Origin of the sequence: Streptomyces sp. NBC_01618 (genome assembly GCF_045209435.1) — a bacterium.
Taxonomy (GTDB): domain Bacteria; phylum Actinomycetota; class Actinomycetes; order Streptomycetales; family Streptomycetaceae; genus Streptomyces.
On record NZ_CP109297.1, the window covers coordinates 8182345 to 8206376 of the forward strand.

Consider the following 24032-nt stretch of genomic DNA (forward strand, 5'->3'; position numbering starts at 1 on the left):
GTCAGCGGCCCTCGAAGCGCACCGGCAGGTCGTCGTAGCCGTTGAGGAAGTTCGAATAGATCGGCCGGGGCGTGCCGCACAGCTCCATCCGGCCGACCTGGGCGACCAGGGCGGTCAGCAGCATCCTCAGCTCCGCGCGGGCGAGGAACGCACCCAGGCAGTAGTGCGGGCCGTGGCCGAACGAGAGGTGCTTGTTGGGCGAGCGGGACAGCGTGAACCGGCGCGGCTCGTCGAAGACCGTCTCGTCGTTGTTGGCGGAGACGGTCCACAGCGTGACGATGTCGCCGGCGCGCACCGCGCTGCCGTCGATCTCCAGGTCCCGGAGGGCGGTGCGGGCCACATGGAAGGAGGGCGTCGACCAGCGGAGGACCTCCTCCACCGCCGACTCGACGGAGACCTCGCCCGTCCGCAGGGCCCGCCACTGGTCGGGATGGTCGATCAGGGCGAGCACCCCGCTGATCGCCGAGACCCGGGACGTCTCGTCGCCGCCGAGGATCAGGCTGTAGCAGTTGACCGCGAGTTCCTCGACGGTGAGCGGGCGGCCCTCCACCTCGGCGGCGGCGAGCAGGCTGATGACATCGTCACCGGGTCGGTCGCGGCGCTCCTGCGCCAGGTCCATGAAATAGAGCACGATCTCGTTGCGGGCGGCGATCGCGTCGAGCTCGTCGTACGCGGCGTCGACCGACGAGAGCGCCATCTTGTTCCAGCGCAGCAACTCCTCGCGGTCCGCCGCCGGGATGGACAGCAGATCGCAGATCGTGCTCATCGGGATCCGGTCGGCGATCTCGGCGGCGAAGTCGAAGGTGCCCCGCCCGACGACCGAGGACACCAGCTCGGTGGTGCGCCGCCCGACCTCCTCGACGACCTCGCCCAGGACCCGCGGGGTGAACGCGCTGAACAGGAGGTTGCGCAACGGCCGGTGGCGCGGGGCGTCGGTCACCGCCACCATGCTCCCGCCGGCCGAGTCGTCGCCGCGCAGGACGACGTCGAGGACGTTGCCCCGGGCGGAGCCGAGGGCCTCGTCGGTGTACAGCGGCTGCACATCGGCGTACCGCGACACCACCCAGAACCCCGGGTTGCGGTCGGTCGGCTCGTGCCAGTGGACGGGATTGCGGGCCCGCACGTCACGCCAGTACGCGTGTACGTCGTTGTCGACGAACGCGGCCGGATCGGTGAGGTCCAGAGAGCGTGCGCCGAGATCGGTCCGGCTCATGTCTGACGGTTCCTTCCCGCTGGGTGGAGCGCCCCGGAGGAGTCCGGGCCGCGCGCCCGCCGGCCGTACGCCGGGGCGTACGGCCGACGGGCGGATCACCGGCCCGCAGGGTGCGGCCGGTCCGGTGGCCGTGCGGGTCACCGCCCGGCCCGGGCCTCCGGATAGCGGGCGGCGACCTGTTCGCCGGCCTTCGGGCCACGGGCGAAGACGAAGCCGGCGGTGTCGACCCGGCGGCCGGTCGCCCGGTCGACCACGACCGGGTCCACCTCCCTGCCCGTCTCCTCGTCGACCAGGACGACGCTGCGGTCCTCCGGAGCCAGCCGATGGTTCCCGAAGGCCGCCATCACCAGGAGGAGCGGGCGCAGCGAGCCACCCAGATCGGTGGCCCGGTACGTCGGGTCGCCCGGCTCGGCGGTGTCGTCGACCTCCAGCAGACCCTTCGCCCTCAGCGCGGCGATCCGGTCCGCCAGGACGTCGGCGGGGGTCTCCAGATCCCGGCGGATCGAGGAGAACCGGGTGTGGCCGCCGAGGACCACGTGCAGGATCTCCAGGGTCCACCACTGGTCGATGACCTCGACCGTGCGGGCCAGCGGGCAGTCGGGGATACGCGCCCGGGTCACCGTCCGCTCCCATCGTCGGCCGGGTCCGGCAGCGACCAGTACCGCCGCATCCCGTACAGCAGCGGGCCGGCCGGCCGGGTCGCGTGGCTCGCCACCCGGTGCACCCGCCCGAAGACCACGACATGGTCCCCGACCGCCAGCGTCTCGCTGACCTCGCAGTCCGCGATCGTATGGGCGTCCTCGATCAGATGCGGGACCCCGGACTCCGGATCCGGGACCCAGGCGGCCTTCTCGAACCGGTCCGGGGCCCCGGAGGAGAACAGCCGCGCCACCGGTTCGGCCCGGTCGTGCAGGAGGTTGACGGCGAACGCGGACGTGTGCAGCAACGCGGCCAGCGTCGGACTCCGGTCCCGCAGACAGACCAGCAGGGCGGCCGGCTGGAGCGAGACGCCGCACAACGAGGAGCAGGTCATGCCCCACGGCTCGGCATCGGGCCCCACGGTGGTCACGATCGTGACGCCGACCGGATGCGCCGTCATGAGGGAACGGAAGGCCGCCGGGTCGACGGTCGCCCGTGTCACCGTGCCGGCCGGGGAGTTCGCCATGCCGGTCATCCCTTCGCTTCGGCGGCGCATTCCTCGACGAACTCGATGATCCGCCGCACACCGGTCTCCAACGCCACCGGATCCACGCAGAACGCGATCCGGACCAGATGCCGTGCCCAGGGCGCGTAGTCGTGGGAGCGGATGCGGCCCTGGTCGTCGACGTCGGGGCGCATGGCGAACCCGTTGCCCGCCACCACCGCGACGCCCTTGCGCTCCAGCAGCCGCATCGCGAACGACTCGGCGTCCAGGCCGGACCGGGTCACGTCGAGCATCGCGTACCAGCCGCCGGCGGGCAGCTCCCGCAGCAGCCCGGCCTTGATCAGCGGCGGCAGCGCCACGTCCCGGTTGCGCTGCACCAGCTTGCGGTTGGTCGCCGTCGAGTCCGCCCGGCTGTTCAGCGCGGCGATGCCCGCGTGCTGCACCGGGGTCGACGTGCCGATGATCCCGGCCTCCTGGACGACCTTCATGACGTCGGCCATGCGATCGGTGGCCGGCGCCACGTAGCCCAGCCGGTAGCCGGTCATCGCGAAGCCCTTGGAGAAGGTGAAGACGCTGTGCACGATCCGCTCGGCGACCGGGACCTCACGCTCGAAGGAGGCGACCGAGATGTGCTCCCCCTCGTAACAGAAGTGCTCATAGGCCTCGTCGCTGATGACCTGCCAGCGGTTCCGGCGCGCCAGGTCCAGCAGGGTGCGGATCTCGTCGCCGTCGAGGACGGCTCCGGTCGGGTTGGCCGGCGAGTTGATCAGCAGGACCCGGGTGCGGGGCGTCGCGGCGGCCGCGATCCGCTCGGGATCGGGCCGGAAGTCGGGGCCGAGCGGATACAGCACCGGCCGGAAGCCCGCGAGCAGGCTCTGCTGCAGATGGACCGGCCAGTGCAGCTCCGGCAGCAGGATCTCCGCGCCGGGCTCGGCGAGCGCCTGGAGGAGGCCGGTCAGACCCTGGGCCGAACCGGGCGAGATCAGCAGCCTGCCGACGTCGCTGTCCAGACCGTTGTCCGTACGCAGCTTCTCGGCCGCCGCCTCCCGCAGCGCGGTCAGGCCCTCGACCCCGGTGTACTTGGTGTCGCCGCGCCGCACGGCGTCCACGAAGGCCTGGGCGACGTCTTCGGACGGATCGAAATACGGGTCGCCGACGTGCAGCTTCACCACGTCGACGCCGGTCTCCTTCGCGAGCTTCTCCGCGGCCCAGAAGATGCTGACCAGGCAGGACGAAGGAATGGAGCCGGCGACGGACCTGTTCTCTGAACTCACGCTCATACCCCTTTGTTTGCGAGAGTGTTCTCGGCCGGTTGGTCGGGTCATGCCGTACGTCCGCCGTCGACGGGCATCAGGGCGCCGGTGACCCAGCCCGACACCTCCGGGTCGATCAGCAGGCAGACCCACCGGCCGACCTCCCGGTCCTCCCCGAACCGCCCCATCGGGGTCGACGCGATCAGCCCCGCCCGCAGCCGCTCGGCGCCGGCCGCGTCCAGGCCGGTCCCGTCCCACATCGGCGTCAGCACCGGTCCGGGCAGGATGGCGTTCACCCGCACGTCCGGCGCGAGCTCCACCGCCAGGGAACGGGTCAGGCTGTTGAGGGCCGCCTTGGTCGCACCGTAGAAAGCTCGCCCCGGCATGGCCAGGACGCCGCCGACGGACGAGATGTTGACGATGCTGCCCCGGCGGTCCCGAAGATGCGGCAGGGCGCAGCGGATCAGTTCGGCGGGCGCACGGACGTTGACGGCGAACATCGCGTCGAACAGCGCGGGGTCGACCGCGTCCAGGGTGCCGAACCGGGCCAGGCCGGCGTTGTTGACCACGGCGTCGATCCCGCCGAATCTCTCTGCCGCGGCGGCGACGATCCGTCCGGCGGCCCCGGGCGCGGCGACGTCCTGTGCCACGACGTGGACCGCGTCCCCGAACCGCTCGGCCAGCTCCCGCAGCGGTTCCTCGCGGCGGCCGACCACCGTGACGTCGGCGCCCTCCTTCAGCACGCATTCCGCGATGCCCCGGCCGATGCCCGTGGCCGCGCCGGTGATGATGACGGACTTTCCGGCAAGGGTCATGGCAGCGTCGCGCCTTCCAGGAGGACTCCGGTGATGTCGGCGATCAGTTCCGAGGGCTCCAGGAGCACTCCGAAGTGCCCGCCGGGCCTGCCCCGTACGCTGGTCCGGCCGGTGGTGACCGCGGCCCAGGGCTCCACCCGCGCGGCGTCCACCAGCGGATCCTCGGTGTTGTAGTGGCAGTGGACCGGGCAGCCCAGCGGCTCAGGACGCGTCGGCGGCCGGTAGGTCTCGGTGAGTGCGATGTACGCCCGCAGGGTCGGCAGCAGCAGCTCCCGCAGCTCCAGGTCGTCCGCGATCGACGGGTCGATCCCGCCGAAGTCCCGCAGGGTGGACCAGAGTTCGGCGTCGCCGGCGAGATGCATCCGGCCGCCGAGCGCCTGCCCCGGCGCGAGCGAACCAGAGACGACCAGCCCGTGTGCGGGCCGGCCGTCCGCCTGGAGCATTCTCGCCGTCTCGTACGCGGCCAGGGCGCCCAGGCTGTGCCCGTACAGGACGCAGCGGACCGGCTCCCGCCGGGAGAGTTCGGCGGCCACGCACGACGCGATCCCGGCGACGGAGCCCGCGGGCGACTCGCGGATACGGTCCGCCTGGCCCGGATACTGCACGGCGAGCAGTTCGACGCCCGTCGGCAGCGCGGAGGACCAGTCGCGGTAGGCCGCCGCGGTACCACCGGAGTAGGGGAAGCACACTAGCCGGGCCGTCGGGCGCTCCTCGCCGCTGATGACCCGCACCCAGTTCCGACCCTGCGCTCGCACTCGGTTCACGACTCGAGGTTCGCCAAGCCGTCGGCCTCCTTGGCCAACACTTTCAAAGCTCTGTTGGGGATTGGTGCGGCTCCGGAGCCCCTGCCCGACTCTGAAGGCGTCGCAACCGAGGAGGACGCATGCTGGACGGGTTCGTGCCGTGGCCACCCGACTTCGCGGAGAGATACCGGCGAGCCGGCTACTGGACGGGTGTCCCCCTCCGGCAACGGGTGGCCGACAGTGCTGAGCGCCACCCGCACAAGATTGCCGCCGTGGACGGCAGACGCCGGGTCACCTACACGGAGTTGCTCGACGAGGCCGACCGTATCGCGTCCGGCCTGGCGGAGCTCGGCGTCCGCAGGCACGACCGGGTCGTGCTGCATCTGCCGAACGTCATCGAATTCCTTTCCACCATGATCGGGCTGTTCCGCATCGGGGCCATCCCCGTGATGGCGCTGCCCGGACATCGCCGGGACGAGATCCTCCACCTGGTCCGCGCCTCGGAGGCGGTGGCCTACGTCGGCCCGGACCGTCTGCAGGGCTTCGACCACCGCAAGCTGGCCCGCGAGGTGCGCGCCGACGCGCCGGGGCTGCGGCACATCGTGATCGCCGGAGAGGCGGAGGAGCACACACCGCTGTCCCAGCTGATCGCCTGCACGCCCCGGGACATGGAGCCGGTCGACGCCTCCGAGGTGGCGCTGCTGCTGCTGTCTGGCGGGACCACCGGGGCGCCGAAGCTGATCCCCCGGACCCACGACGACTACGCGTACAACATGCTCGCGTGCGCCGAGGCGACCGGGTTCGACGAGGGGAGCGTCTACCTCGCCGCGAACCCCGTACCGCACAACGCCGCGCTCGGCTGCCCCGGCGTGCTGGGCGCGCTGCTCGTCGGCGGAAAGGCCGTGCTGGCCGCCAACCCCAGCCCCGGCCTGGTGTTCCCGCTCATCGGGAACGAGGGCGTCACGCACACCGCGCTGGTGCCCGCCCTGGCGCTGCTCTGGGCGGAGCAGGCGCTCGGCGACCCGGTCGACATGACCGGCATGACCATCCAGGTGGGCAGTTCGAAGTTCGGCCCCAACGCGGCGGAACGGGTCAGCAAGAACCTCGGCTGCCGGATCATGAATGTGTTTGGCACCGCCGAGGGACTGATCACCCACACCCGGCTCGACGATCCGCAGGAGGTCGTCTTCGGCACCGAGGGCAGGCCGCTGTCCCCCGACGACGAGATCAGGATCGTCGACGCCGACGACCACGAGGTCGCCCCCGGCACGACCGGCGAACTGCTCACCCGGGGCCCGTACACGATCCGGGGCTATTTCGCCGGACCGGAGGCCAACCGCCGGGCGTTCACCACCGACGGGTTCTACCGCACCGGCGACCTGGCCCGCACGACCGGCGACGGGAACATCGTCATCGAGGGCCGGCTGAAGGACATCATCCACCACCTCGGCGAGAAGGTCTCCGCCGAGGAGGTCGAGAGCCATGTGCTGACCCACCCGCTGGTCCGGGACGCCGCGGTCGTCGGCGTACCGGACGAGGAACGCGACGAGCGCCTCTGCGTGTTCGTCGTCCTCACCGCGGGCACCGACGCCGGGGCGCTCTCGCTGCGCACGGTCAGGGAGCACATCCGCGATCGCGGGCTGGCGACCTACAAGCTGCCGGACGACCTGGTCGTCGTGCCCGACTTCCCCCGTACGCCCGTCGGGAAGATCGACAAGAAGCTTCTGTGCGAGGAGCGGACGCGGTGAGCGACCGGGCGGAAGCCGGCCACTGTCCGGCGTACGGAGAACGACTGAGGCTGGACGAGCTCCTCGAGGTCGCCCGGGTGCACGAGACCTCGGAACGCGCCCTGTTCTTCGGCGCCCACCAGGCCTGCGAGATCTGGTTCGCGGTCGTCCTGCGCCACCTGGAGGCCGCCCGCCGGGCGCTCACCGAAGGGCAGGGCACAGAGGCATGCGCACATCTCGACCGGCTGCCCCGGATCATGGCGGCGGTCGCCCAGCACTTCGACGCCCTGCACGCGTTGACGCCGGACGAGTTCGACGACGTCCGGGCGACGCTCGGGACGTCCAGCGGCTTCCAGTCCGTCCAGTTCCGCGAGATCGAGTTCCTGTGCGGGGCCAGGGACCGGCGGATGCTGAACATCGCCGGGCTGACCGACCGCGACCGGGCCCGGCTGCTCGCACGTCTCGACGAGCAGTCGCTGGACGCCGCGTTCGGCGAATACCGCGACCGGGCCGGCGAGGACGTCAAGCGGATCCATGACGCGATGGCCGCCTTCGACGCCTCGATGCGCTCCTGCCGGGGGCGGCACGCCGCCCTGGCGGAGGCGCTGCTCGGCGGCGTGGCCGGCACGGCGGGCTCGTCGGGCGCCGCGTATCTGTGGCGCTCGATGGAACGCACCCTCTTTCCGGAACTCACACAAGGAGTACGCAGTGATGACTGTTGACGGTGCTGGCAAGCAGCGGGCGAGCGACCCGGGCAGGACGAAGCGGGTCGTGGTCGTCGGCGGCGGCACGGCGGGCTGGATGACGGCGTCCTACCTGGCGGCCGCGTTCGGCGAGCGGATCGACGTGACCGTCGTGGAATCGGCCCGGGTCGGCACCATCGGCGTCGGCGAGGCCACGTTCAGCGACATCAGACACTTCTTCGAGTTCCTCAAGCTGTCCGAGTCGGACTGGATGCCGGCCTGCAACGCCACCTACAAGCTGGCCGTGCGGTTCGAGAACTGGCGTGAGCCGGGCCATCACTTCTACCACCCGTTCGAGCAGCTCGGCTCGGTCGACGGGTTCCCGCTCAGCGACTGGTGGCTGCGCAATCCGACCACGAGCCGGTTCGACAAGGACTGTTTCGTCATGGCGTCGCTGTGCGACGCCGAGCGCTCGCCCCGCTACCTCGACGGCAAGCTGATCGACCAGGGCTTCGTCGAGCAGCAGCGCGAGGAGACCTCGGCCCGGTCGACGATCGTGGAGTACCAGGGGACGCAGTTCCCGTACGCCTACCACTTCGAAGCGGCCCTGCTGGCCAAGTACTTGACGACCTACGCCACCCAGCGCGGCGTCCGCCACATCACCGACGACGTCACGGACGTCGTGCTCGACGGGGACGGGTACATCGCCCATGTGCAGACGGCCGAGCACGGGCGGCTGGAGGGCGATCTGTTCGTGGACTGCACGGGATTCCGCGCGCTCCTGCTGAACAAGGCGCTCGACGAGCCCTTCGTCTCGTACCAGGACACGCTGCCCAACGACAGCGCGGTCGCCCTCCAGGTGCCGCTGGACATGGACCGCGAGCCGATGCGGCCCTGCACCACCGCGACCGCCCAGGAGGCGGGGTGGATCTGGACCATCCCGCTGATCAGCCGCATCGGCTCCGGCTACGTCTACGCCAGTGACTACACCACGCCCGAGGAGGCGGAGCGCACGCTGCGCGAGTTCATCGGCCCCGGCGCCGAGGACGTCGAGGCGAACCACATCAAGATGCGCATCGGCCGCAGCCGCCGCTCCTGGGTGAAGAACTGCGTGGGCATCGGACTGTCGAGCGGCTTCGTGGAGCCGCTGGAGTCGACCGGCATCTTCTTCATCCACCACGCCATTGAGCAGATCGTGAAGTACTTCCCCTCCGGCCGCGACGACCACCGCCTGCGCAACCTCTACAACGAGTCGATCGCGCATGTGCAGGACGGCGTCCGCGAGTTCCTGGTGCTGCACTACGTGGGCGCAAAGCGCGCCGACAACCAGTACTGGAAGGACACCAAGACGCGCAGGGTCCCCGACGAACTGGCCGAGCGCATCGAGAACTGGAAGCACAAGGTGCCGGACGCGCAGACCGTCTTCCCGCACTACCACGGGCTGCCGCCGTACTCGTACAACTGCATCCTGCTGGGTACCGGCGGCATCGAGGTCCGGCACTCGCCCGCACTCGACATGGCCGACGAGCGGGCGGCGATCGCGGAGTTCGAGCGCATCCGGCTGAAGGCGGACAAGCTCGTCCAGGAACTCCCCACCCAGAACGAGTACTTCGCCGCCATGCGCGCCGGCGCGGTCTGAGGGAGCGAGGACATGGACCTTCAAGCCCTGCGCGAAGTGGTATCCGGTGTGCTCGGCATCGAGCTGACCGCGGCGGACGACGACTGCAACCTCTTTGAGCTCGGCCTGCAGTCCATGGACCTGATGCGGCTGGTGAGCCGGCTCAACCGGGAGGGCCTCGACGCCTCGTTCGCCGAGCTGGCCGAGGCCCCCCGGTTGTCGGCCTGGTCCGGGATGCTGACCCCCCTGGAGGGCGGCGAACCGGCGCCGGAGGCCGTCGAGAAGCACGACGACGAGGCTGATCGGAGCTTCCCGCTGACCGCGGTGCAGCAGGCGTATCTGATCGGCCGTGCCGAGGGCCAGCCCCTCGGCGGCGTCGGCTGTCACAACTACATGGAGTTCGACGGGGTCCGGCCGATCGAGCCGGACCGTCTGGAGCGGGCCGTGCGGGCGCTGCTCGCACGGCATCCGATGCTCCGGGCGCGCTTCGCCGACGACGCGACCCAGCAGGTCCTGCCCCGGTCCCCGTGGCCCGGCCTGACCGTCCACGACCTCCGCGCCCGGCCGGCTGCCGAGGCGGAGGCGGCGGCGCTGGAGCTGCGCGAGCGGCTGTCGCACCGGGTGCTGAACGTCGGCCGCGGCGAGGTCATCGACGTCCAGCTGACCCGGCTGCCCGGCGGGGTCGACCGGCTCCACTTCAACACCGACCTCCTGGTCGCCGACCTGGCCAGCTTCCGGCTGCTGCTCGGCGAGCTGACCGCCCTGTACGAGGACCCCGACAGCCTCGACGAGGTCGGCTACACCTTCGGCCGGTATCTCGCGGACCAGGCCGCAGGCCGCCGGACCGAGAGCGAGCGGGCCCGCCCGTACTGGCAGCGGCGGGTGCCGTCGCTGCCGGGCGGCCCGAAGCTGCCCCTGGCGATCGACCCCCTGGCCGTCGCCGCCCCGCGCTTCGCCCGCCGGTACTTCGACCTCACGGCGGACGAGTGGACCGCCCTGGAGCGGCGGGGGAACAAGGCGGGCCTGACCCCGTCGGTGGTGCTGGCCACCGCATACGCCATGATCCTGAGCCGGTGGTCCGGCGACGAGCGCTTCCTGCTCGGCCTGCCGCTGTTCGACCGCGATCTCGGCGCGCACCCCGAGATCGAGCGCGTCGTGGGCGACTTCACCGGTCTGGTGCTGCTGGAGGTGGACCTCTCCGGGTCAGGCTTCCAGGAGTGCGCCCGCGCCGTGCAGAAGCAGGTGCACGAGGACATCGGGCACGCCGCCTACAGCGGCGTCGACGTCCTGCGCGACCTCGCCCGCTCGGACCCGGACGCGCCCCGCACCGCGCCCGTGGTGTTCTCCCTGGACCTGTCGGCGCCGCTGATCCCGGACGTGTTCGCCGAGCGCTTCGGCGACGCGAGCTGGATGATCTCCCAGACGCCGCAGGTCTGGCTCGACCACCAGATCTACCGCACCCGGGACGGCAGTGTGCGGATGGTCTGGGACGCCGTCGAGGAACTGTTCCCCGACGACGTCCTCGACACGATGATGGCGGCCTACGAGGCGTTGGTCCGCGAGCTGATCGACGGGGAGTGGGAGACCGCGCCCCCAAGGACGCCGTTGCCCGCCGCGCAGCGGGCCACCCGGGAGGCGGTCAACGCGTCCACCCGGACCATGACCGGCAACCTCCTGCACACGGCGTTCTTCGAGCGGGCCGCCGACCGCGCCGCGCGGCCCGCCCTGCTCTGGGGCGACGACGCCTCGATGACGCACAACGAGCTGGCCCGGGACGCGCTCGGCATCTCCGCCGCGCTCGCCGGGCGCGGAATCGGCCGCGGATCGTACGTCGCCGTGGTCGCCCCGAAGGGACCGCGGCAGATCGCGGCGGTGCTCGGGGTGCTCGCCGCGGGCGCGGCGTACGTCCCGGTCGGCGTCGACCAGCCCGCGGAGCGGCGCGCCCGCATCCTGGAGCTGAGCGGCGCGGAGGTCGTCCTCGACGGCAGCGGGGCCCTGGGAGCGACCGAAGCGGGTGTCGAGGTGCTCCCGATCGAGAGGGCGCTCCTCACGCCCCCGCTGGGCGCACCGGTGCCGGCCGAACCGGGGGACCGCGCGTACGTGATCTTCACCTCGGGCTCCACCGGCCTGCCCAAGGGCGTCGAGGTCAGCCATCGCGCCGCGGTCAACACCGTCGAGGACCTCAACGAGCGGTTCGGCATCGGGGCGGACGACCGGGTGCTGGCGGTCTCCGCGCTGGACTTCGACCTCTCGGTGTGGGACGTCTTCGGCTTCCTCGCGGTGGGCGGGGCCGCCGTCCTGGTCCCGGAGTCCGGGCGGCGCGACGCCACCGAGTGGCTGACGCTGTGCGAACGGCACGCGGTGACCGTCTGGAACACCGTCCCGGCCCTGCTCGAAATGGCGTTGACCGCGGCGGACGGCTCGCCGCTCCCCGGCTCGCTGCGCCTGGCCCTGCTGTCCGGCGACTGGATCGGGCTCGACCTGCCCGAACGGCTGGCGCGGGCGACGGACGGCCGCTGCCGGTTCATCTCGCTCGGCGGCGCGACCGAGGCCGCGATCTGGTCGAACGCGTACGAGGTCACCGAGGTCCCGGCGGGCTGGCGCTCGATCCCGTACGGGAAACCGCTGCGGAACCAGAAGTTCCGGGTGGTGGACGGGCGGGGCCGGGACTGCCCCGACTGGGTGCCCGGCGAGCTCTGGATCGGCGGCGCGGGGGTCGCGCTCGGCTACCGGGGCGACCCCGAGCTGACCGCGGCACGCTTCCCCGAACACCGGGGCGAGCGCTGGTACCGCACCGGTGACTTAGGCCGCTACTGGCCCGACGGCAACCTGGAGTTCCTCGGACGCCTCGACCACCAGGTGAAGATCAACGGCTTCCGGGTCGAACTGGGGGAGATCGAATCCTGCCTCCAGGGGCACCCCGAGGTCGCCCAGGCCGTGGCCGTTCCGGTCGCCGAAGGGCGCAGGGAACTCGTCGCCGCCGTGGTCGAGCGCTCGTCCGCACCGGACCGGGTCCACGCGGAACCCGACCGTACACGGAACCCGTTCCTGCCGCCCGCGGCCACCGGCGAGACCGACCCGCATCAGCTCGAACACCGCCTGGTGGAAGTGCTGTTGGCGCAAGTCGTCGCACCGCTGACCGGATCCGACGGCGTCCGCCCGTCGGTCTGCGCCGAACAACGCCCGGTCGTGGACATCTGGTTCGCGTATCTCACCGAGCGCGATGTGCTCGTCCGCGCCGCCGACGGTACGCACCGGCACGGCGCCCGCTGGGACGAGGTCACGCGCCCGGAGTGGATCGCATCGGCCCGCGAGGCCGCCGCCGGGACCTTCTTCGAGACCGTCGCCGCCGCGCTGCGCTGGGCCGGACCGCTCCTGTCGGCCATCCTCTCCGGCGACGCCGACGCCACCGCGCTGCTGGACGACCCGGTACTGGCCCCGGAGGCGCTCGGCGATCTGATGCCGGCGACGGCCGACTGCCTCCGGGCCGTCGCCGAGGACCTGCGGGCACGCGGCGGCGACTCCGCGACCCCGCGCGTCGCGGAGTGGGACGTGGCCGGGGGCCGTGGCACCGCGCGCCTGCTCGCCGGACTCGGCTCCGCCCCGGTCGATTACACGCTGCTCGGCTCTTCGAAACCGGCGCTGGCCAGGACCCGGACGCTGCTGGAGGAGCAGGGGCACCGCACCCGCACCGCATGGCAGAGCCCCGACGCCGTCGCCGTACAGCACCTCCACACCTACGACGTCGTCGTGGCGAACAACGTCCTGCACCGCATGCCGGACCCGGACCTGGCTGTGGCCACCCTGGCCCTGCTGCTCGCCCCGGGCGGCCGCCTCCACCTCCTGGAGCGCGCACACCCGACGCCGCTCGCGCTCGTCACCGCCCTGCCGTTGGAGGCACGGGCGGGGAGGTTCGCGGCGGGCCGCCCCGAAACCCCCTGGCTCCACGGTGCCGAGCGGTGGCGGCAAGCCTGCACCGGAGCCGGCCTGACCGACGTGCGGGTCCTGCGCACCGAGCCCGGCGGCGAGATCCTGCTCTCCGCGGACCGGCCCGGGACGGCCCACGGGATCGATCCCGCCGGCCTGCGCGGCTGGGCGGCCGACCGGCTGCCGGAACACATGGTCCCGGCCCACTTCGCCGTCCTGCCCGCGCTGCCGCTCAGCGCCAACGGAAAGATCGACCGGCGGCAGGTGCGGACCATCCTCGAACAGTCCGTCGACCGGCCGCGTGACGTGGACGATCCGCCGCGGGGCGATACCGAGACCTTCGTCGCCGACCGGTGGACGAAGCTGGTCGGACTGGAGTCGGTGGGCCGCAACGAGAACTTCTTCAGGCTCGGCGGCGACAGCCTGATCGCGACTCGCTTCGTCGCCGAGGTGCGCGGAGCCTGGGGCGTCGAACTGCCCATGCGCGACGTCATCCGCACACCGACCGTCGCGGGACTCAGCGCACTGATCGACCGGCTCCGTGCCGCCGACGCATACGAAGAGGGTGCGGTGTGAACGCCAACGACCTGCTCAAGGAGTTCTCCGACGCCGGGATCCAGCTGTGGCGCGAGGGCGAGAACCTGCGCTTCCGCGCCCCCCGGGGCGTCATGGACGACCGGCGTCTGGCGGAGCTGCGCCGCCACAAGGCGGAACTGCTGACCCTGGTGGCGGACACCGGAGCGAGCCGCGAGGAGGACCCGGTCTGGCAGGACCGGCCCGACGAACGGGACCGGCCCTTCCCACTGACCGACATCCAGTCCGCCTACCTCTTCGGCCGCAACCCGGCCTTCGGTTACGGCGGCGTCTCCTGCCACCTCTACCAGGAGCTGGACTATCCGGCCGGCCTGGACCCGGCCCGGCTGCAGAGCGCCTGGGACGGTCTGGTGAGCCGCCACGACGCCCTGCGGACAATCGTCCACGAGGACGGCACGCAACGCGTCCTGCCCGAACCGAAGGACACCCGTATCGCGGTCGCCGACCTGCGTGACGCCTGTGACGACGAGGTCGCCAAGGCCTTCGCCGGAGTGCGCGACGAGCTGTCGCACGCCGTGCACCCCACGGGCGAACGCCCCATGTACGAGCTGCGCCTGACCCTGGCCGCCGACCGGAGCGTCCTGCACCTGTCGGTGGACTTCATGGCGCTGGACTGGCTCAGCATCCAGCAGGTGCTCACCGAGCTGGACCGCCGCTACCAGCAGCCGGACTGCGCCCTGCCCGGGATCGACGCCACCTACCGGGACTACGTGTCCGCCGAGCACCGGCTGCGCGACACCGAGCGGTACGCGCGCGACCGCGCGTACTGGTGGAACCGCGTCGACGAACTGCCCGGACCACCCGTCCTGCCGCTGCGCGACGACCACGATCCGGCGACGACGGCACCGCGCTTCCGCCGGCTGACGACGACGCTCGACGACCGGGTGTGGCAGTCGCTCAAGACCCGCGCCGCCGAGCAGGGCAGCACTCCGGCCAACGCGGTGCTCGCGGCGTACGTGGAGACGATCGGCCGCTGGAGCGGCACTCCGCGCTTCTGCGTCGGACTGCCCGTGCTGCACCGCCTGCCGCTGCACCCGAGGGTGGACCGGCTGCTGGGCGACTTCACCTCGCTGAGCCTGCTCGCGGTCGACCACGGGGAAAGGACGAGCTTCGCGGAGCGCGCCCGCGCCCTGGGCGAGCGGCTCTTCGACGACCTCGACCACCGGCTGTGCAGCGGGGTCGAGGTACTGCGCGAGATCGCCCGGCGACGGGGGCGCGAGGAGGCGATGCTGCCGGTGGTGTTCACCGGCAGCATCGGGGTCGGCGGCGACGCGGTGTCGGCCGCGGGCAGGAAGCCGCGGCCGTCGTACGGCATCAGCCAGACACCGCAGGTGTGGATCGACTGCCAGGTGGGCGACCAGTTCGGCGGCCTGGACGTGAACTGGGACATCCGCGAGGGGACCTTCCCCGACGGCATGGTGGACGACATGTTCGCCGCGTTCGAGGCGTTGCTGCACCGGCTGGCCGAGGGCACCGAGCCCTGGACCGTGGTGGATCCCCAGCCGCTGCCGGAACGCCAGCGCACCCGGCGCGCCGAGGTGAACGCGACCGCCGCGCCGGTGCCCGAGGGCCTGCTGCACGATCCGCTCGTCGCCCGTGCGCGCGCGTTCCCCGACCGGGTCGCGGTGATCGACACCGCCGGGACGCTGACGTACGCGCAATGGCTGGGAGGGGCCGCCGCGGTGGCGACGCGACTCCGGGCCGAGGGGTGCCGCCCCGGTGACTTCGTCGGCGTCCTCATCGACAAGTGCCGGGACCAGGCCGTCGCGGTGCTCGGGGTGCTGCTCGCGGGCGGCGTGTACGTCCCGGTCGACTCCGGCCAGCCCAGGATCCGACGCGACCGCATCCTCACCGACAGCGGCGTCGGGTTCGCCGTCGTCGCCGACGCCGCGACCGGTGAACTCCCCGAAGGCGTGAGGGCGGTGACCGTGGCAGGGCTGCGGCCCATCCCGCTCGCCGAGATCCCCGAAGGCCCCCGAGTCGCGCCCGACGAGCTCGCCTATGTCATGCACACCTCGGGTTCGACCGGTGTGCCCAAGGGCGTGATGATCAGCCACCGCGCCGCCCTCAACACGGTGCTCGACATCAACCACCGCTTCGGCGTCGGCGAATCCGACCGCGTCCTGGGGCTGGCGGCGCTGAGCTTCGACCTGTCCGTCTACGACCTGTTCGGCCCGCCGGCCGTCGGCGCAGCCCTCGTCCTGCCGGACCCCGCGCGCCGCGGCGACCCCTCGCACTGGGCCGAGGCCGTGGCCGAGCACGGAGTGACGCTGTGGAACTCGGTGCCCGCGCAGCTCCAGATGCTGCTGCACTACCTCGACGCCGAACCCGCCGGTCCGGAGAGCCTCCGGCTGGCGCTGCTGTCGGGCGACTGGATCCCGCTGACCCTGCCCGGCCACGCCGGACGGCACCTGCCCGGCACCGAACTGATCAGCCTGGGCGGGGCGACGGAGGCGGCGATCTGGTCGGTCCACCACCCCGTCACGACCGTCGAACCCCACTGGCGCAGCATCCCGTACGGCATCCCCCTGGCGAACCAGCGCTTCCACGTGCTCGACACCGCGCTGCGCGACCGGCCCGCCCTGGTCGCCGGCGAGCTGTACATCGCGGGCACCGGCCTGGCGACCGGCTATCTGAACGACCCCGAGCGGACGGCGGAGCGCTTCATCCACCACCCGGAGACGAAGGAGCGGCTCTACCGCACCGGCGACCTCGGCCGCTACCTGCCGTCCGGTGAGATCGAGTTCCTCGGCCGCGCGGACCAGCAGGTCAAGATCCGCGGACACCGGATCGAACTGGGCGAGATCGAGGCCGTGCTCGGCGAGCACCCGATGGTGGGCACGTCGGTGGTCCTGGCGGCGGGCGACAGCGCCTTCGAACGGGCCCTGGTCGCCTTCGTGATCCCCCGGCGGGAGTCCGGATCCGTCGAGGCCGGGGAGCTCATCGGATGGGTGGCCGACCGGCTGCCGGCGCACATGATCCCCGCGCGGGTGCGCCTCGTGGAGACGCTGCCGCTGACCCCGAACGGCAAGGTCGACCGGAAGAAGCTGCTCGCCTCGGCCCCGACACCCACCGCGCCGCGCGACGAGCCCTCCGAGCCGCCGCACCCGGGCGTCGAGCGACGCATCGCAGACCTGTGGGCCGAGGCCCTCGGGGCCGAGCCGCCGAGCCGCGAAGCGGGATTCTTCGACGCGGGCGGGGACTCGCTGCTGGCGGCCCGGTTCATCGGGCGGGTCCGCGAACTCGTGCCCGAGGCGGCGCACCTCACCTTCGACACCCTGCTCCGCGCCCTGCTGGACACCCCCACGGTCGCCGGCCTGGCCCGGTGGCTGAGGTCCGACGCCGAGGCGGCTCCGGCCACGGAGGCGGCCCCGGCGGCCCGCACCTCGTCGCTGATCCCGCTCGCCGGATCCGGGGCGGGACCGGTGCGGCTGCTGGTGCACGACGGATCGGGCACCCTGACGCCGTACAACGCGCTCATCACCGAACTCGGCACGGAAGCGCCCCTGTTCGGGATCGCCGTGCCCGACGGCGATCGCTGCCTCGACCTCGCCGCACCGGACCTCGTCGAGGAACTGGCCGGCGGATACGCCCGCGAGGTGCGGGCCGCCGGGTTCGACGGCGTGGAGATCATCGGCTACTGCCTCGGCGGCCCGATCGCCCTGGAGCTGGCCCGCGCCCTGAGCGAGGCCGATGTGACGGTACGGCGGCTGACCCTGGTGTCCAGCTACCGCATTCCCTCCCCGCCGCACGACGACCTCGTGGTCGACCATGCCTTCACCCGGATGACGAGCGCCGATCCGGCGGTCTTCGCACGGATCCTCGACGCGGTGGCGCAGTACGATCCGCTGCCGTACGCGGGGGACATCACCTTCCTGCGCCCCGTCGAGCCCACGCCGGGCGTCCCCGGACCCACGGACGACACGAGCGCGTTCTGGCGCGGGATGTGCCTGGGGGACGTGACGGTGGTCGACGTACCGGGCGATCATTTCAGCTGCCTGCAGAGGCCTCATGTGACGCGCCTGGCGGACGCACTCACCGCGCGGCCCGCGGAGCGCCGATGACCCGCCCGATGCGCGTCGTCGTCTGCGGCACCCGTTTCGGCCAGGTGTACGCCGCGGCCCTCGCCCGTGCGCCCGAGCGCTTCCGGCTCGTCGGCATCCTGGCCCGGGGCAGCGCCCGCTCCGCGGCGCTCGCCGAGGAGTACGGTGTCCCGCTGTACGACGCGGTCGAGCAGCTGCCCGACGACGTCGACGCGGCCTGTGTCGTGGTGTCGACCGCGGTCGGCGGCGGGCGCGGCGCGGAACTGGCCAAGGACCTGCTCGAACGCGGCATCCATGTGCTCCAGGAGCATCCGGTCCACCCGGACGAGCTGGCGGACTGCCTGCGGGTAGCGCGCGGGTGTGGGACCCAGTACCTGCTGAACACCTTCTACCCGCACCTCGAACCGGTCCGGCGGTTCACCTCGGCCGCCCGCGAGCTGGTCCGGCTGCGCAGGCCGGTGTTCGTCGACGCCCTGTGCGCGGTGCAGGTCTCCTTCGACCTGCTCGACATCCTCGCCGGGATCTTCGACGGGCTGCGGCCCTGGTCGATCACCGGGGTCGGTGCGCGCGCCGGCCGCCCGCTGGTCGGGATGGACGCCCAGATCGCGGGTGTTCCGCTGACGCTGCGGGTGGAGAACCGGATGCAGGCGGGTGACGACAGCACCAGCCTGTTCCTGCACCGGATCACCATCGGCACCGACGCGGGCAACCTGATGCTGGCCAACACCCACGGTCCGGTGATCTGGAGCCCGGTGCTGCGCCTGCCGTCGAACCCGGAGGGGCGGTTCTTCCCGGGCCGGTCGGGCTCCGCGCCGGGGTGGGCGGACGATTCCGGTCCCACCGGCGCCCATGTGGGTCCCGCCGGGACGCCCACCTGGGAGGACGCCGTCCACGACGTGTGGGGCGACGGGGTGCTGACCGTCCTGGACGAGCTGCGCGAACGCGTCGAGGCGGGCGTGGACCCGCTGCACGGCCAGCAGCGCCATCTGACCGTCGCCCGCGCCTGGAAGGAGCTGACCGAGGCCCTGGGCTATCCCGAGGCCGCCGAGCCCGAATCCGGGAAGCCGCTGACCGTCGACGATCTCTGGCCGGAATCCCTGCCCCCCCGGGCCCACAGCCGAGTACAGTGATATTCGTACGCGTACGATTGGAGAGTGATGAGCGCGATCGACGCTGTTGGAGCCGGGGAGCGGTCCACGCCGACGTCGGACTCCGACTCCGTGGAGAAGCAGAGCCTGTCCAGGCTGCTGCGTCCTCATGTCCGTAAGTTCGCGGCCGTCGCGATCCTGCAGGTGATCGGCGCTCTCGCGGGACTCGCGCCCTTGCTGGCGGTCGTCGAGCTGGGCCGCACCCTGCTGGCGCCGGGCCCGATCGACGAGGGGCACGTCTGGACGGCCGTGATCCTGGGCGCGGCCGGCCTGTTCGTGCGACTGCTGTTCACCGCCGCGTCCTCGGGACTCGGCCATGTGCTGGACAGCCAGGCGCAGCTGACGTTCCGTCGGCAGCTCGCCGACCGGCTCGGCCGCGTGCCGATCGGCTGGTTCTCCCGCCGCAAGACGGGCGAGCTGGCCAAGGTGGTGGGGGAGGACGTGAGCGCCGTGCACCCGCTCATCGCCCATGCGCCCGGCGAGCTCGTCTCCGCGTTCGTGGTGCCGCTGGTGTCGCTGGTCTACCTGTTCACCATCGACTGGCGGCTCACGCTGATCACGCTGATCCCGGTGGTGATGGCCATTCTCCTGGTCCCGCTGCTGATGCTCCCCGCCAGGACGCGCGAGCAGGAGGAGTTCGACGAGGCCATGGGACGGATCGCCAGCTCCGTCGTCGAGTTCGTGCAGGGCATCTCGGTGGTGAAGGCGTTCGGCGGATCCGAGCGCGCCCACGGGAAGTTCCTCACCGCCGTCGACGACTTCGTCGGGACGTTCTTCCGGTGGGTGCGCGGCATGTCCCTGGTCGCCGCCGGGATGCAGCTGGCGCTGTCCCCGCCGTTCGTGCTGCTCGTCGTCCTGATCGGCGGCACGTCCATGATCACGTCCGGCAGCCTGGCCCCGGCCGACCTGCTGCCCTTCCTGCTGCTGGGCCTGGGCCTGACGGCCCCGGTGGCGGCCCTGGGCCACGGCTTCGACGACATGCAGGCCGCCGGCCGCGCGGTCGGCCGGATCAAGGAAGTCCTCGACGTCGCGTCGCTTCCGGAGCCCGCGCATCCGGTCGCACCCCAGGGACACCGGGTGGAACTGCGCGATGTCCGCTTCGGCTACGAAGAGGACCGCGAGGTGCTGCGCGGGGTTGACCTGGTGCTGGAGCCGGGGACCTTCACCGCGCTCGTCGGGCCGTCGGGAAGCGGGAAGTCGACCCTGGTCCAGCTGCTGCCGCGGTTCTTCGACCCGAGCCAGGGCTCGGTCGCCATCGGCGGCGTCGACCTGCGCGAGATCGGCAGCCGACAGCTCTACCGCACGGTCTCCTTCGTCTTCCAGGACGTCCGCCTGCTGCGCGCCTCGGTCGCGGACAACATTGCGCTCGCGGTGCCGCACGCCGAGCGCGACGATGTGGCGCGCGCCGCCAAACTGGCCCACATCCACGACCGGATCCTCGACATGCCCAACGGCTACGAGACGGTGATCGGCGAGGACGTCAAGCTCTCGGGCGGCGAGGCCCAGCGGATCTCCCTCGCCCGCGCGCTGCTGGCCGACACACCCGTCCTGGTGCTCGACGAGGCGACCGCCTTCGCCGACCCGCAGACCGAACAGGCGATCCGCCAGGCCCTGGCGACCCTGGGCGGCGAGCGGACGATCCTGGTCATCGCCCATCGCCCGGAGACGGTCGCCGACGCCGACACCGTCGTGATGCTGGAGAACGGGTCGATCGTCGAGCGGGGCCGCCCCGCCGAACTGCTGACGCAGGAAGGGAAGTTCGCCGAGTTCTGGCGATCCCAAGGAGGACAGCCCCGATGATTCGAACGCTGCTGCGCGTGCTCGGACCCGAGTACGCCCAGGCGATGCGCCGCACCGTGGTCCTGATGACGATCACCGCGATGGTCGAGGGTCTTTCCTACGCGCTGCTCGTCCCGGTGCTGCGGGAACTGTTCGGCAGCACGCCGGACGACGCCGTGCCGTGGCTGATCGCGTTCGGGGCGGCGGTCGCGGTCTACGCCGTGCTGCGCTACGTCAGCGACCTCTCCGGCATGCGCGTCGGCACCAAGATGCTGCACGGCATGTACTACCGGCTGGGCGAGCACCTGGCCCGGCTGCCGATCGGCTGGTACAACGCCGGCCGGGTCGGCGAGGTCTCCGTCATGGCCAGCCGCGGTCTGCTCCAGGCGATGGGCGTCGCCGCGCACCTGCTGGCCCCGTTCATCTCCGCCCTGGTGACCCCCCTGACGATCGTCGCCGTGATGATCGCCTTCAACTGGCAGCTGGGCGTGGCCGCGTTGGTCGCCGCACCCGTCGTGGCGGCGATCCAGAAGTGGACCGCGCGCTCGATGGCCGGCACCGACGCGGACCGCCACGAACGGGACAAGGAGGCATCGGACCGCGTCATCGAGTTTCTCCAGGCCCAGCCGGTGCTGCGCGCCGGCGGCCGCACCGGAGAGCGCTTCGAGCTGCTCGACGACTCGCTCCAGGAGGTCCAGCGCTCCTCCCGGCGTACCGTGCTGGCGATGCTGCCCGGCGCGGTGGGCCTGACGGTCGCGGTGCAGGTGGCCTTCACCGCGGTGCTGGCGCTGGGCACCTCCCTCGCGCTCGGCGGGAGCATCGGGGCGGCGGAGGTCCTGACGATCCTGGTGCTCGCGGCCCGCTGCGCCGATCCGCTGCTGTCGCTGTCGGACATCGGCGCGGGGCTCCGCGGCGCCCAGTCCGAGCTGGAGCGGCTCGACAAGGTCCTGAGCACCGCGCCGCTACCGGAACCCCGTGAGCCCGTCCGGCCGGTCGACCACGACCTGGCGTTCGAGTCCGTCACCTTCCGGCACGGCGAACGCACGGTGTTCGACGAGGTGTCCTTCTCCGTGCCCCAGGGGCAGCGGCTCGCCGTGGTCGGACTGTCGGGTGCGGGCAAGAGCACCCTGCTCCAGTTGCTCGCCCGGTTCTACGACGTGGACTCCGGCGCGGTTCGCGTGGGCGGCGTGGATGTGCGCAAGATCGACACCGAGGTGCTGATGGCACAGATCGCCATCGTCTTCCAGGACGTCTATCTCTTCGACGGCACCATCGAGGAGAACGTGCGCCTCGGCCGTCCCGACGCCGACGAGGCCGACGTCCGCGCGGCGGCGACCGCGGCCCGGCTCGACGAGGTCATCGAGCGGCTGCCCGGCGGATGGGAGGCGAACGTCGGCGAGGGCGGCGCGCTGCTGTCGGGCGGTGAGCGCCAACGCGTCTCCATCGCAAGGGCGTTGCTGAAGAACGTGCCGATCGTCCTGCTGGACGAGGTGACCTCCGCCCTCGACCCGGTCAACGAGACCGCCGTCCACGAGGGCATCGAGCGCCTGATGGCCGGGCGGACCGTGGTGATGGTCGCCCACCGGATGCGGACCGTGCAGCGCGCCGACCGCGTCCTCTTCCTGGAGGGCGGCCACATCGTGGAGGAGGGCAGCCACGACGAGCTTCTCGCCCGGAGCGGCCGCTACGCCGACTTCTGGAACATTTCCATGGCACCGGCAGCGAGTGAATGAGTGGGTATGCGTATCGATTCCTTGTCGGGGGGCCGGCGGGCCGGAGCATTCCGCCGGCTTGCGTCCCGCCCCTATGCCCGGGCCCGCGTGCTTCTCTTTCCGCACGGCGGCGGCAGTGCGAGCTATTACCGTTCGTGGGACCGGTCGGCACCTTGGGACATCGAATTCTTCGCCGTTCAGTACCCGGGCCGGGAAGATCGATTCGGCGAACCGGTGCCGGACGATATCCAACGGCTCGCCGCTGTACTGGCGGCCGATCTCCCGCTCGACGGGCCGCCGGTCCCGACGATTCTGTTCGGGCACAGCATGGGGGCCGTCGTCGCCTATGAGGTCGCCCGACATCTGACGGCGGCGGGGGACCCGCCGATGGGCCTGGCCGTGTCCGGTCACCCCGCCCCGGCGCTGACGCGGCCGGGCCGGATCCACCTCGGCAGCGACGAGGAGCTGATCGAGGAACTGCGCCGCACCGACGCGACGCGGCTCGACCTCCTCGACGACGCCCCGCTCGTCCGGACGTTCCTGCCCATGATCCGGAGCGACTACCGCTTGAGCGAGACCTATCGGCCGTCGCCCGGCGCGCGGCTGCGGACTCCGGTCACGGTGCTGTACGGCGACCAGGACCCGGAGATCACAGCGGCTGAGGCCCAGGGGTGGCGTGAGGTCACCGACGCCGGATGCGCGTTCCGCACCTTCGAGGGCGGGCACTTCTACCTGGACGAACACCGCGACGCGGTCGTCGGAGTCCTGGCGGCGTGCGCGCGGACGGCGTCCGAGAAGATGTCGGTCCCCTGGCCGTCCGCCCCGTGAAGCCGCCGGCTACTGGCCCTCCACGGTCTCCTCCGACCGCAGCAGCCCGTCGATGATCGCCGTCAGGCCCTGGCGGTGGGTGTCACGGCCGTTGAGCTCGGCCCATCGATCGGCGACCGCCGCCAGCCGGGGGTGCGTACCGCTCATCAGGCCGGCGACGACCTGGTCCTCGTAGGTCGGTCCGGTGGCCCGGCCGCGCCGCTGCTTGCCGTTCGCACGGATGATCAGGTCGCCGACGATGGCGAACCAGATCGTCCGGTAGATGTACACGGCGTGTTCCGGCGTGTGTCCGTAGTCCACGGTCGCGCTGATCATCTCCTCGACGAACCAGAGCGCCGAGGGGGCGATGAGGTCGCCGCCGGCCACCACCTGCACGATCCACAGCCGGTCGGCGAGCAGCTCGTAGAGCATGATCGACACCGCGATCAGCCGCTCCCGTGGGTCCTCCGGCAGTTCCGGGCGCGGTATGCGCCGGGCCTGGGCCTCCATCAGCAGCAGAAGCAGTTCGTCCTTGTTGCGAACGTGGTAATAGAGCGCCATCGGCGCGCTGTCCAATTCGTTCGCCAGGCGCCGTATCGAAAGCTTTCCCGCGCCCTCGGTCTGCAGAATATGTTCCGCCGCGGCGATGATGGCATCGAGGGACAGATGAGGTGGCCGGCCGACGACCTTGGCGCGGGATTTTTCTGCGGGCATCTCATCCTCCATACGGGTGGGTCGATTTTAGCATTCCGCAGCTGTGGAAAATCCACACCGGTCGGGGTGAAACGAACATTGTCGGGTAATGAGGCCGATGCTAGTTTGGCCG

Annotated in this window: 16 protein-coding genes; 9 read left to right on the forward strand and 7 right to left on the reverse strand. The window is 71.8% G+C overall.

What is annotated here, in order from left to right; all coding sequences use genetic code 11:
* Position 1: 1 nt before the first annotated feature.
* The 6 genes from OH735_RS38275 to OH735_RS38300 all read right to left on the reverse strand — a co-directional run bounded on the left by OH735_RS38275 (position 2) and on the right by OH735_RS38300 (position 5189).
* A complete protein-coding gene (locus OH735_RS38275) occupies positions 2-1213 on the reverse strand; it encodes a cytochrome P450 (protein ID WP_406378386.1) in 1212 nt (403 codons plus the stop codon).
* Positions 1214-1350: 137 nt separating this feature from the next.
* The gene (locus tag OH735_RS38280) at positions 1351-1833 is read right to left on the reverse strand and encodes a winged helix-turn-helix transcriptional regulator (protein WP_406378384.1); all 483 of its coding nucleotides are present in this window, start codon (positions 1831-1833) and stop codon (positions 1351-1353) included.
* Positions 1830-2378: a flavin reductase family protein gene (locus OH735_RS38285; RefSeq protein ID WP_406378382.1), complete on the reverse strand. Its 549-nt coding sequence runs from the start codon at positions 2376-2378 to the stop codon at positions 1830-1832. Before OH735_RS38285 ends, OH735_RS38280 begins: the two co-directional genes overlap by 4 nt.
* Before the next feature lie 5 nt (positions 2379-2383).
* Positions 2384-3637 carry a pyridoxal phosphate-dependent aminotransferase gene (locus OH735_RS38290; RefSeq protein WP_406378380.1) on the reverse strand — a complete coding sequence of 418 codons (1254 nt, stop codon included), beginning with the start codon at positions 3635-3637 and terminating at the stop codon, positions 2384-2386.
* Positions 3638-3678: 41 nt separating this feature from the next.
* Positions 3679-4425, reverse strand: coding sequence for an SDR family NAD(P)-dependent oxidoreductase (locus tag OH735_RS38295; RefSeq protein ID WP_406378378.1), 747 nt, complete (start codon positions 4423-4425; stop codon positions 3679-3681).
* Entirely contained in the window at positions 4422-5189 is a 768-nt protein-coding gene (locus OH735_RS38300; protein WP_406378376.1) for a thioesterase II family protein, read from the reverse strand. The genes OH735_RS38295 and OH735_RS38300 overlap by 4 nt, the downstream gene beginning before the upstream one ends.
* Before the next feature lie 119 nt (positions 5190-5308).
* Between OH735_RS38300 and OH735_RS38305 the strand changes: the two genes are divergently transcribed.
* The 9 genes from OH735_RS38305 to OH735_RS38345 are packed head-to-tail and all read left to right on the forward strand — an operon-like array spanning position 5309 to position 23227.
* A complete protein-coding gene (locus tag OH735_RS38305) occupies positions 5309-6916 on the forward strand; it encodes a (2,3-dihydroxybenzoyl)adenylate synthase (protein ID WP_406378374.1) in 1608 nt (535 codons plus the stop codon).
* Positions 6913-7617, forward strand: coding sequence for a tryptophan 2,3-dioxygenase family protein (locus OH735_RS38310; protein WP_406378372.1), 705 nt, complete (start codon positions 6913-6915; stop codon positions 7615-7617). The genes OH735_RS38305 and OH735_RS38310 overlap by 4 nt, the downstream gene beginning before the upstream one ends.
* Complete coding sequence (locus tag OH735_RS38315) at positions 7607-9217, forward strand: tryptophan halogenase family protein (RefSeq protein WP_406378370.1); 1611 nt, start codon at positions 7607-7609, stop codon at positions 9215-9217. The genes OH735_RS38310 and OH735_RS38315 overlap by 11 nt, the downstream gene beginning before the upstream one ends.
* A 12-nt stretch (positions 9218-9229) precedes the next feature.
* Positions 9230-13699: an amino acid adenylation domain-containing protein gene (locus OH735_RS38320; protein WP_406378368.1), complete on the forward strand. Its 4470-nt coding sequence runs from the start codon at positions 9230-9232 to the stop codon at positions 13697-13699.
* Positions 13696-17781 (forward strand): amino acid adenylation domain-containing protein, encoded by a 4086-nt coding sequence (locus tag OH735_RS38325; RefSeq protein WP_406378366.1) that lies wholly within the window; start codon positions 13696-13698, stop codon positions 17779-17781. Before OH735_RS38320 ends, OH735_RS38325 begins: the two co-directional genes overlap by 4 nt.
* On the forward strand, positions 17778-18890 hold the full coding sequence (locus tag OH735_RS38330) for a Gfo/Idh/MocA family oxidoreductase (RefSeq protein WP_406378364.1): 1113 nt from the start codon (positions 17778-17780) through the stop codon (positions 18888-18890). The genes OH735_RS38325 and OH735_RS38330 overlap by 4 nt, the downstream gene beginning before the upstream one ends.
* Positions 18891-18917: 27 nt before the next feature.
* Entirely contained in the window at positions 18918-20708 is a 1791-nt protein-coding gene (locus tag OH735_RS38335) for an ABC transporter ATP-binding protein (RefSeq protein WP_406378362.1), read from the forward strand.
* Positions 20705-22420 (forward strand): ABC transporter ATP-binding protein, encoded by a 1716-nt coding sequence (locus tag OH735_RS38340; protein ID WP_406378360.1) that lies wholly within the window; start codon positions 20705-20707, stop codon positions 22418-22420. Before OH735_RS38335 ends, OH735_RS38340 begins: the two co-directional genes overlap by 4 nt.
* 6 nt (positions 22421-22426) lie before the next feature.
* The gene (locus tag OH735_RS38345) at positions 22427-23227 is read left to right on the forward strand and encodes a thioesterase II family protein (protein WP_406378358.1); all 801 of its coding nucleotides are present in this window, start codon (positions 22427-22429) and stop codon (positions 23225-23227) included.
* A gap of 9 nt (positions 23228-23236) precedes the next feature.
* On the opposite strand, the gene OH735_RS38350 is transcribed toward OH735_RS38345, so the two are convergent.
* Positions 23237-23920 carry a TetR/AcrR family transcriptional regulator gene (locus OH735_RS38350; RefSeq protein ID WP_406378356.1) on the reverse strand — a complete coding sequence of 228 codons (684 nt, stop codon included), beginning with the start codon at positions 23918-23920 and terminating at the stop codon, positions 23237-23239.
* Positions 23921-24032: the final 112 nt, after the last annotated feature.

What these genes read in the sequence shown, in the direction of transcription:
- OH735_RS38275 (WP_406378386.1), bottom strand. Translation starts at nt 1,213, where the DNA reads ATGAGCCGGACCGATCTCGGCGCACGCTCTCTGGACCTCACCGATCCG.
- OH735_RS38285 (WP_406378382.1), bottom strand. Translation starts at nt 2,378, where the DNA reads ATGGCGAACTCCCCGGCCGGCACGGTGACACGGGCGACCGTCGACCCG.
- OH735_RS38290 (WP_406378380.1), bottom strand. Translation starts at nt 3,637, where the DNA reads ATGAGCGTGAGTTCAGAGAACAGGTCCGTCGCCGGCTCCATTCCTTCG.
- OH735_RS38295 (WP_406378378.1), bottom strand. Translation starts at nt 4,425, where the DNA reads ATGACCCTTGCCGGAAAGTCCGTCATCATCACCGGCGCGGCCACGGGC.
- OH735_RS38305 (WP_406378374.1), top strand. Translation starts at nt 5,309, where the DNA reads ATGCTGGACGGGTTCGTGCCGTGGCCACCCGACTTCGCGGAGAGATAC.
- OH735_RS38315 (WP_406378370.1), top strand. Translation starts at nt 7,607, where the DNA reads ATGACTGTTGACGGTGCTGGCAAGCAGCGGGCGAGCGACCCGGGCAGG.
- OH735_RS38320 (WP_406378368.1), top strand. Translation starts at nt 9,230, where the DNA reads ATGGACCTTCAAGCCCTGCGCGAAGTGGTATCCGGTGTGCTCGGCATC.
- OH735_RS38330 (WP_406378364.1), top strand. Translation starts at nt 17,778, where the DNA reads ATGACCCGCCCGATGCGCGTCGTCGTCTGCGGCACCCGTTTCGGCCAG.
- OH735_RS38335 (WP_406378362.1), top strand. Translation starts at nt 18,918, where the DNA reads ATGAGCGCGATCGACGCTGTTGGAGCCGGGGAGCGGTCCACGCCGACG.
- OH735_RS38340 (WP_406378360.1), top strand. Translation starts at nt 20,705, where the DNA reads ATGATTCGAACGCTGCTGCGCGTGCTCGGACCCGAGTACGCCCAGGCG.
- OH735_RS38345 (WP_406378358.1), top strand. Translation starts at nt 22,427, where the DNA reads ATGCGTATCGATTCCTTGTCGGGGGGCCGGCGGGCCGGAGCATTCCGC.
- OH735_RS38350 (WP_406378356.1), bottom strand. Translation starts at nt 23,920, where the DNA reads ATGCCCGCAGAAAAATCCCGCGCCAAGGTCGTCGGCCGGCCACCTCAT.